At 74.0% G+C, this 7,340-nt stretch carries 7 protein-coding genes and 2 pseudogenes; 1 reads left to right on the top strand and 8 read right to left on the bottom strand.

All coding sequences use genetic code 11. The features are described from left to right. From ACWCO3_RS28700 to ACWCO3_RS28675, 6 genes and pseudogenes are all read right to left on the bottom strand, one after another. A pseudogene (locus ACWCO3_RS28700) lies at positions 1-89 on the bottom strand (hypothetical protein); the annotation flags it as partial. 53 nt (positions 90-142) lie between these two features. Beyond that, positions 143-1,456 (bottom strand): annotated as a pseudogene (locus ACWCO3_RS28695) (S8 family serine peptidase); the annotation flags it as partial. Between the two features lie 197 nt (positions 1,457-1,653). Then, entirely contained in the window at positions 1,654-2,538 is an 885-nt protein-coding gene (locus ACWCO3_RS28690; RefSeq protein WP_145783541.1) for an NAD kinase, read from the bottom strand. A gap of 91 nt (positions 2,539-2,629) precedes the next feature. Next, entirely contained in the window at positions 2,630-3,496 is an 867-nt protein-coding gene (locus ACWCO3_RS28685; RefSeq protein ID WP_450013011.1) for a TlyA family RNA methyltransferase, read from the bottom strand. Between the two features lie 39 nt (positions 3,497-3,535). After that, a complete protein-coding gene (locus tag ACWCO3_RS28680) occupies positions 3,536-3,844 on the bottom strand; it encodes a hypothetical protein (protein WP_145783545.1) in 309 nt (102 codons plus the stop codon). After that, positions 3,841-4,470, bottom strand: a complete 630-nt coding sequence (locus ACWCO3_RS28675) for a hypothetical protein (RefSeq protein ID WP_450013008.1) — start codon at positions 4,468-4,470, stop codon at positions 3,841-3,843. The genes ACWCO3_RS28680 and ACWCO3_RS28675 overlap by 4 nt, the downstream gene beginning before the upstream one ends. 111 nt (positions 4,471-4,581) lie before the next feature. Between ACWCO3_RS28675 and ACWCO3_RS28670 the strand changes: the two genes are divergently transcribed. Then, complete coding sequence (locus ACWCO3_RS28670; RefSeq protein ID WP_357936862.1) at positions 4,582-4,920, top strand: SCP2 sterol-binding domain-containing protein; 339 nt, start codon at positions 4,582-4,584, stop codon at positions 4,918-4,920. 27 nt (positions 4,921-4,947) lie between these two features. On the opposite strand, the gene ACWCO3_RS28665 is transcribed toward ACWCO3_RS28670, so the two are convergent. Both ACWCO3_RS28665 and ACWCO3_RS28660 read right to left on the bottom strand, forming a co-directional pair. After that, complete coding sequence (locus ACWCO3_RS28665; RefSeq protein ID WP_145783551.1) at positions 4,948-5,979, bottom strand: HAD-IIA family hydrolase; 1,032 nt, start codon at positions 5,977-5,979, stop codon at positions 4,948-4,950. After that, entirely contained in the window at positions 5,976-6,896 is a 921-nt protein-coding gene (locus ACWCO3_RS28660; protein ID WP_450013013.1) for a Replicase polyprotein 1ab, read from the bottom strand. The genes ACWCO3_RS28665 and ACWCO3_RS28660 overlap by 4 nt, the downstream gene beginning before the upstream one ends. Between the last annotated feature and the right edge of the window lie 444 nt (positions 6,897-7,340).

The raw sequence follows: 7,340 nt of genomic DNA, 5'->3' as shown, positions 1-7,340 counted from the left end.
GGGTCGTCCTGCCAGTACTGGAGGAGGTCGTTGCCGGAGACGTCGGCCCGGTTACCAGCCGACACGAAACTGGACAGCCCGAGGCCACGGCCGCGGCGCCGGCCACGTGCGGGGTGGCCATCGAGGTGCCGGACGCGGCCGTGTAGGCGTCGCCCACCGGCGTACCCATTGTGGTGCCGGCGGCTCGCGCGGCGATGATGCCGACGCCCGGCGCGGTGATCTCCGGCTTGAGGCCGTTGTCGCCGAGCCGCGGCCCGCGGCTGGAGAAGTCGGCGAGGTTGTCGTCGCGGTCCACCGCGCCGACGGTGAGCGCCGCCGCGGCCGCGCCCGGCGCGCCGACGGTACGCGCAGCACCCGAGTTGCCGGCAGCGACCACGAACAGCGCGCCGGTCTCGGCGGTCAGGTCGTTGACCGCCTGGCTCATCGGGTCGGTGCCGTCGGTCGGGTCGCCGCCGAGGCTCATGCTGACGACCTTCGCGCCGGAGTGGGCGGCCCACTCCATGCCGGCGATGATGGACGAGTCATAGCCGGAACCACCGTCGTCGAGCACCTTGCCGACCAGCAGCTGCGCGCCGGGCGCGACGCCCTTGCGCAAGCCGTCGGACGCCGCCCCGCTGCCGGCGATGGTGGCCGCCACGTGGGTGCCGTGGCCGTGCCCGTCGCGGGCGCTACCGCTGCCGGAGAAGTCCTGCGCCTCGGCGATCCGCCCGGCCAGATCGGGGTGGGTGGCGTCGACGCCGGTGTCGAGCACCGCCACCTTCACACCGCTGCCGTCCCGGCCGGCCGCCCAGGCCGTCGGCGCGCCGATCTGCGGCACGCTGTGCTCCAGCGTCGGGCGGACCTTCCCGTCCAGCCAGATCCGGGCGATGCCGCCGCCCAGCCGGGGCGCGGCGGCCGTGGTCCGGGTGGTCGGCGTACCGGCGAGCGAACTCCACAGGCCGCCGAGGTCACCCTTGCCGACCCGCAGCGCCGCACCGTTGATGCTCTCCAGGGGGCGGGCATCGGTGGCGCCGGCGAGGGGTCGCACCCGGCCGGCGGCCGGCTCCTGGTAGCGCACGATCAGCGGCAGGTTGCCCCGCGCGGTGTCGCCGTAGCCGTCGGCCGCCAACTCCTGCACGTCGAACAGGTTGGCGTCGAGGACCCCGCTGGTCACGTAGGGCAGAGCGTCGCTGGGAAGCACCCGCAGCGTGCCGTCGACCTGCGTGGTCTGGAAGAAGATCCGTTCGCGCCCGGGTCCCGGGCGGACGGTGGCGGCGACCCGACCAGGCGCCGCCGGTGCCAGGTCGACCTGGTCACCGGTGATCAGCGTGATACGGACGGGCGCGGCGCCCGGGGTGGGCGTGCCCGATGTCGGGCCGGTGGGCCGGGCGGGCGGGTCGGCGGACGCCGGTGCGGCGAGGCCGACCACCAACGCGCCGACCGCGCCGACGGCGAGCCAGCGTGGGGACCAGTGCATGCGATGTGCTCCTCTACTCCTCCAGGCCCACCATCCGTAGATGAGGGCCGATCGGAGTCTGCGTCGGAGCCTGTCACCAGGTCACTAGTCACCAGCCGCCGCAGCGGCGACATGTCGTCAGGTGGACAACTACCGTCCACCGACGGTGTGCGTCACGGTCACCGGCGGCTGCCGCGCCGACCGCGCACAGCAAGCTGTCACCGGCGGCTGCCGCGCCAGCCGTGCACGGGCAGGCCGAACTTGGCGACCAGCCGGTCGGTGAACGGTCGGGGCCGCAGCCGCACGATGCGCACCGGCAGGGCACCCCGACGCACCGTCACCCGGGCGCCCGGCGGCAGGTCGTAGACCCGACGCCCATCGCAGGAGAGCACGGCCAGGGTGGTGAACGGGTCGACGGTGATCACGAAGGTGGACGTCGGCGCCGTGACCAGCGGGCGGCTGAACAACGCGTGCGCGCTGATCGGCACCAGCAGCAGCGCCTCCACCTCCGGCCAGACCACCGGGCCGCCGCCGGAGAACGCGTACGCGGTGGAGCCCGTCGGGGTGGCGCAGACGACACCGTCGCAGCCGTAGCGGGACAGCGGCCGCCCGTCCACGTCGACGAGCAGTTCGAGCATCTGCGCCCGCTCGCCCTTCTCGATGCTGATCTCGTTGAGCGCCCAGGACTCGATGGTCGGCCCACCGTCGAACTCGGCGGTGACGTCCAGGGTGAGCCGCTCGTCGACCGTGTAGTTGCGACTGACGACGTCACGCACCGCGACGTCCAGATCGTCGATCTCCGCCTCGGCCAGGAAACCCACCTTGCCGAGGTTGATGCCGAGCAGCGGCGCCTTCGCCGGGCGGGCCAACTCGGCGGCGCGCAGGAAGGTGCCGTCCCCGCCGAGCGCGAAGACGATCTCGGCGCCCTCGGCGGCCTTCTGGCCGGAGACCGGCACCACACCGGGCAGGTCGAGGTCCTCGGCCTCGTCGGCGACCACCCGTACCTCGAAACCCGCGTCGATCAGGTCGGCCGCGACCGACCGGGCGTGCTCCGTGCTGCGGCGACGGCCGGTGTGGGTCACCAGTAGAGCGGTCCGGCTCATCGGCTCGCCCGCCCGTCCTGGACCGGGTGGCGTCGCACCACCGTCGCCCCACTCCAACCGCGTGTCGTCGCGGCGCCCTCGCTGCGCGCGTTCACCCTGCGACCTCCTCCGCCGCCGCCGTCACGTCCGGCACGTCGCCGGCCGCTGTCGGGCCGTCCGGCCCGGCCGCCACCACGGCCCGCACCCGCTGCGGGTCGGCCGGCGGTGCGCCCCGGCGCAACCATACGAAGAACTCCACATTGCCGCTCGGCCCGGGCAGAGGGCTGGCCGCCACGTCGGCCAGACCGAGGCCGAGCGTGGCCGCCGCGGCAGCCACGTCCAGGACCGCTTCGGCACGCAGCTCCGGATCACGGACCACACCACCGGCGCCGACCCGTTCCTTGCCCACCTCGAACTGCGGCTTCACCATCAACGCCAGGTCACCGTTGTCGCGGGTGCAGCCGGCCAACGCCGGCAGCACCAACCGCAGCGAGATGAACGACAGGTCGGCCACCGTGAGGTCGACAGGCCCACCGATCGTGTCCGGTGTGAGGGTACGAACATTCGTGCGTTCCAGGACGCGGACCCGCTCGTCGGTGCGCAGCGACCAGGCGAGCTGCCCGTAGCCGACGTCCACGGCCACCACCTCGGCGGCGTCGGCGCGCAACAGCACGTCGGTGAAGCCACCGGTCGAGGCGCCGGCGTCCAGGCAGCGCCGGCCGGCGACCCGTAGCCCACCGGCACCGAACGCGGCCAGCGCGCCGGCCAGCTTGTGCCCGCCTCGGGAGACGTACTCCTCGGCCGGGTCCTCGCCTGTCACCAGCAGCGGATCGGCGGGGTCGACCATCGCGGCGGCCTTGCGCGCGACCACCCCGCGCAGCTGGACCCGGCCGGCCTCCACCAGCCCGGCGGCCTGCTCCCGGGAGCGGGCCAGACCGCGCCGGACGAGTTCGGCGTCCAACCGGTTACGACGTGCCATGGGTGGTTCTCCGGTCTGCTTCAGGCCTGGTCGTGCCGCTCAGGTCTGGTCGATGGTGGCGAGGGTTTCCCGCAGCGTCTCGTAGGCCGCCTCGTACTGCGCGATCTGGTCGGCCGGGGCGAGCATCGCGGCGTTGGCCATGGCCTGCACGGCGGCGTCCACCGCCGGGTGCCGCGCCGGCTCGTCCCCGAGATCCGGCGGCGGACCGGGGCGGGCACCGGCCGGAGGACCCGGCCGGGGCGGGAACGAGCCGCCGGCGGGTGGCCCAGGTCGGGGCGGGGCGCCACCGGCCGGCGGGCCGGGCCGGGGCGGGAACGTCCCGCCGGTCGGCGGGTGGGGCTGGCTCATTCGGTGGCGCCCGGTGGCTGCTTACGGACCGCCTTCTTGGCGGGCATGGCCGCCGGGGTCGGGGCCTCGTCGTCGGTGCGGCTGATCGTCGCCGGCGGCTTCTTCGCGATGGCCTTCTTGGCGACCGCCTTCTTGGCCACGGCCTTCTTCGCCACCGGCTGCACGGCCGCCGACTGCTCGGCCGCCGGCTTGTCGGGCGCATGAGCGGAGACCGGGGCACCCGCAGGGCCGTCGGACGGCACCAGACGGTCTCCCGGCCGCGCGGCGCGGGTCGGGTCCGGTCGCTCCGACGGGCTGGCGGTCGGCGTGTTCGCCGGCTCGGAGGCGCGCGCCTCGCGCAGCTGCCGTTCCAGGTCGTGCACGCGCCGGGTCAGCTCGGCCACCTCATCGGCGGTTGCCAGGCCGACCGCCCCGAGAGCACGGTCGACCTCGAAGCGGACCAGCTTGGTCAGCGCCTCCCGGTTGGCTGCGCCGGTGGTGACCAGTTCCTCGCCGAGCGCCTGGAGTTGGACGGCGGTCGCGCCACCGGAGCCGACGAGGCGACGTGCCACGTCCTGGGCCTTCTTCCGGGGCGCCTCCGTGAGGCCCATGGCCAGTTCGAAGTAGGCGCGCCACGCGTCCTGCATGCCTGAGTCCTTCCACGGGGCGGGGTGTGCAGGTGTCACGCTACCGGGCACCCCGGACTGTGCCGTGCGGTACGGTGCCGAGGACGGCGTGGCGATCAGCAAGGGGGACATGTGGCCAGCGTGGACGAGTGCCGGCAGGCGTTGCAGGAGCTGGCCGCCCGGCTGGACCGCAACGCGGAGACGGTGCGCGAACGGATCGATCTGGACCGGACGCTGGCCTGCCGGATCACCGACCTGGACGCCGCGTTCCACGGCCGCATCACCGGCGGACGGCTGGTCGAGCTCACCGACGGCGACGACCCCAAAGCCAAGATCGCACTGAGCACGTCCAGCGATGACCTGCTCGCCCTGGTCCGCGGCGACCTCGACGTCACCAGGGCGGTGACCTCCCGCCGGGTGTCGATCAAGGCGAACCCGTTCGACCTGATGAAGCTGCGCAAACTGCTCTGACGAACGCCGCGCTGACCCGGCCAGAGGTCAGGCGGTGGCGCTGAGACCGAAGCTCTCCACCGCGTGCGCCGCGTCCGGGCCGATCGGGCGGATCTTCGGCAGCGCCGGCTCCGATGCCGACCAGGCCACCGCACAGAGCGCCGCCACCGCGTCCAACGGCCGACCCGACCCCGCCAACTCCAGCGCACCGTCGCGGTCGGTCACCGACCAGCCGCCGGCGTCCGCCGGGCCCGGGACCCGCACGACGGCAGCCGGGTCGAAGAGCCCCGCCAGGTCCCTCGCGACGTACGTGGGCCTCCGACGCGGCTCCGCGGCCAGCAGATCCGGTACGCCATGGACACCGGTGAGCACCAGCAGGCTGTCCAGGCCGGCGCGGCGCGCACCCTCGATGTCAGTGTCCAACCGGTCACCCACCACCAGGCTCCGGCCAGCGCCCCCGCGCCGAGCTGCCGTCTCGAACAGCGCCGACTCCGGCTTGCCGACCACCACGTCGGGGTCCCGTTCCAGCGCCGTGCGCAACACGGCCACCAGCGAACCGTTGCCCGGCAACGGGCCCCGTCCACTGGGCAGCGTACGGTCGGTGTTGGTGGCGATCCAGAGAGCACCAGCCCGCACCGCCACCGAGGCCTCGGCCAGCTCCGCCCAACCCACCTGCGGGCCGTACCCCTGCACCACAGCGGCCGGATTCTCGTCGGCCTTGGTGACCGGGGTCAGTCCGACCGCGCGCAACTCCGCGCGCAGGGCCTCCGCGCCGACCACCAGGACCGGCGCGCCAGCGGGGAGCCGGTCGCGCAGCACCTCGGCCGACGCCGCGGCGGAGGTGAGTACCTCCTCCGGTCGCGCCGGCACACCCATTCCCGTCAGCAGGGCCGCGACCTCGCTGGACCGACGCGACGCGTTGTTGGTGGCGTACGCCACCGCCACGTTCTCGTCGTGCAGCCGGGCCACTGCCTCGACGGCGCCGGGAATCGGCCGGTCGATCAGGTAGATCACACCGTCCAGGTCAAAGACGACCAGGGTGTACCCGTCGACCAGCCGCTCCCCGACGTCCGCACTCATCGCTGCGTCGGCCCCAACTCGTCGTCCCCGGCCGGCACGGTCCGCTCGGCGTCGACCGCGTCGTCGGACGTCGCCGTGCCGTCGGAGTCGGTGTCCGCAGCGGCGTTGCGCACGGCCTCGTCCGGGTGACGATCCTCGTCCTCGTCGTCGAAGCCCTCGTCATCGCCGGAGCGACCGACGACATCGTCCTGCTCGTCGTCGTCGAAGTCTTCGTCTTCGTCGTCGTCTTCGTCGTCGTCGTCTTCGTCGCCGGTCAGGTCGGCGTCGGGTCGGGCCGGGACCGCTCCGGGAGCACCCGGGCCTGCGGCGATCTCCTCCGCGGCCTCGTCCTCCTCGTCGCCCTCGATGACGACACCGTCGAGCTCCAGCAGCCGCTCGGCGGCATCGGTCTCACCCTCGGTGTCGACGTCGGCAGCACGGGAGAACCACTCGCGGGCCTCCTCGCGCCGGCCCACGGCGAGCAGCGCGTCGGCGTACGCGTACCGCAGCCGGGCCGTCCACGGCACCGTGGCCTCACTGGTGAGGTCCGGGACCTGGAGCATCGCGACCGCCGCGTCCTTCTGCCCGAGGTCCCCCCGCGCGCCGGCGGCGACGATCAACAGCTCGATCGCCACGGCCTGGTCCAGCTTCTCCCGGTCGGCACCACGGAACAGGTCGATGGCCCGCTCCGGCCGGCCCAAAGCCCGCTCACAGTCCGCGAGCACCGCCAGGTGGCTCTGCAGCCCGCTCATCCGGTGGTACGTGCGCAGCTCGGCGATCGCCGTCTGCCACTCCCCCGCGTGGTACGCGGCCAGGCCGACAGCCTCGCGGACGGCGGAGATGCGCGACGCGAGCCGGCGCGCGGCCAGCGCGTGCGCCAACGCCTCCGCCGGGTCCTCGTCGATCAGCTGACCGGTTGCGACCAGGTGCCGAGCCACCGTCTCGGCGACCGGCTTGTTCAGCGAGAGCAGCTCAGCGCGAACGTCCTTGTCGAGGTCGGTCGCGACGATGTCGTCCGGCAGAGCCGGGGCAGAGTTACGGCCGCCCTCGAACGACTCGGCGCCACCAGCGCGGTCGTCGCGGCGGAACTCGCCCTCGCGGCGCGGCCGCTCGTCGGAGCGGGAAGCACCCGCCCGGTCACCGCCCCGGTAGCCGCCGTCGCGGTCGCCACCGCGGAAGCCGCCCGTACGGGGAGCGCCACCCTCGCGGCGGTCATTGCCCCGGAAGCCGCCCTCACGGTCACCACCACGGAAGCCACCGCCCTCACGACGATCGCCGCCACGGAAACCACCCTCGCGGTCACCACCACGGAAGCCACCGCCCTCACGACGATCGCCCCCACGGAAACCACCCTCGCGGGGCGCGCCGCCATCACGTGGTCC

The sequence above is a fragment of the Micromonospora sp. NPDC002411 genome (genome assembly GCF_053592955.1).
The sequence above is the reverse complement of the archived record's forward strand: the minus strand, read 5'-3'. Positions and strand labels throughout refer to the sequence as shown.

What these genes read in the sequence shown, in the direction of transcription:
- ACWCO3_RS28690 (WP_145783541.1), bottom strand. Translation starts at nt 2,538, where the DNA reads ATGAGCCGGACCGCTCTACTGGTGACCCACACCGGCCGTCGCCGCAGC.
- ACWCO3_RS28685 (WP_450013011.1), bottom strand. Translation starts at nt 3,496, where the DNA reads ATGGCACGTCGTAACCGGTTGGACGCCGAACTCGTCCGGCGCGGTCTG.
- ACWCO3_RS28680 (WP_145783545.1), bottom strand. Translation starts at nt 3,844, where the DNA reads ATGAGCCAGCCCCACCCGCCGACCGGCGGGACGTTCCCGCCCCGGCCC.
- ACWCO3_RS28675 (WP_450013008.1), bottom strand. Translation starts at nt 4,470, where the DNA reads ATGCAGGACGCGTGGCGCGCCTACTTCGAACTGGCCATGGGCCTCACG.
- ACWCO3_RS28665 (WP_145783551.1), bottom strand. Translation starts at nt 5,979, where the DNA reads ATGAGTGCGGACGTCGGGGAGCGGCTGGTCGACGGGTACACCCTGGTC.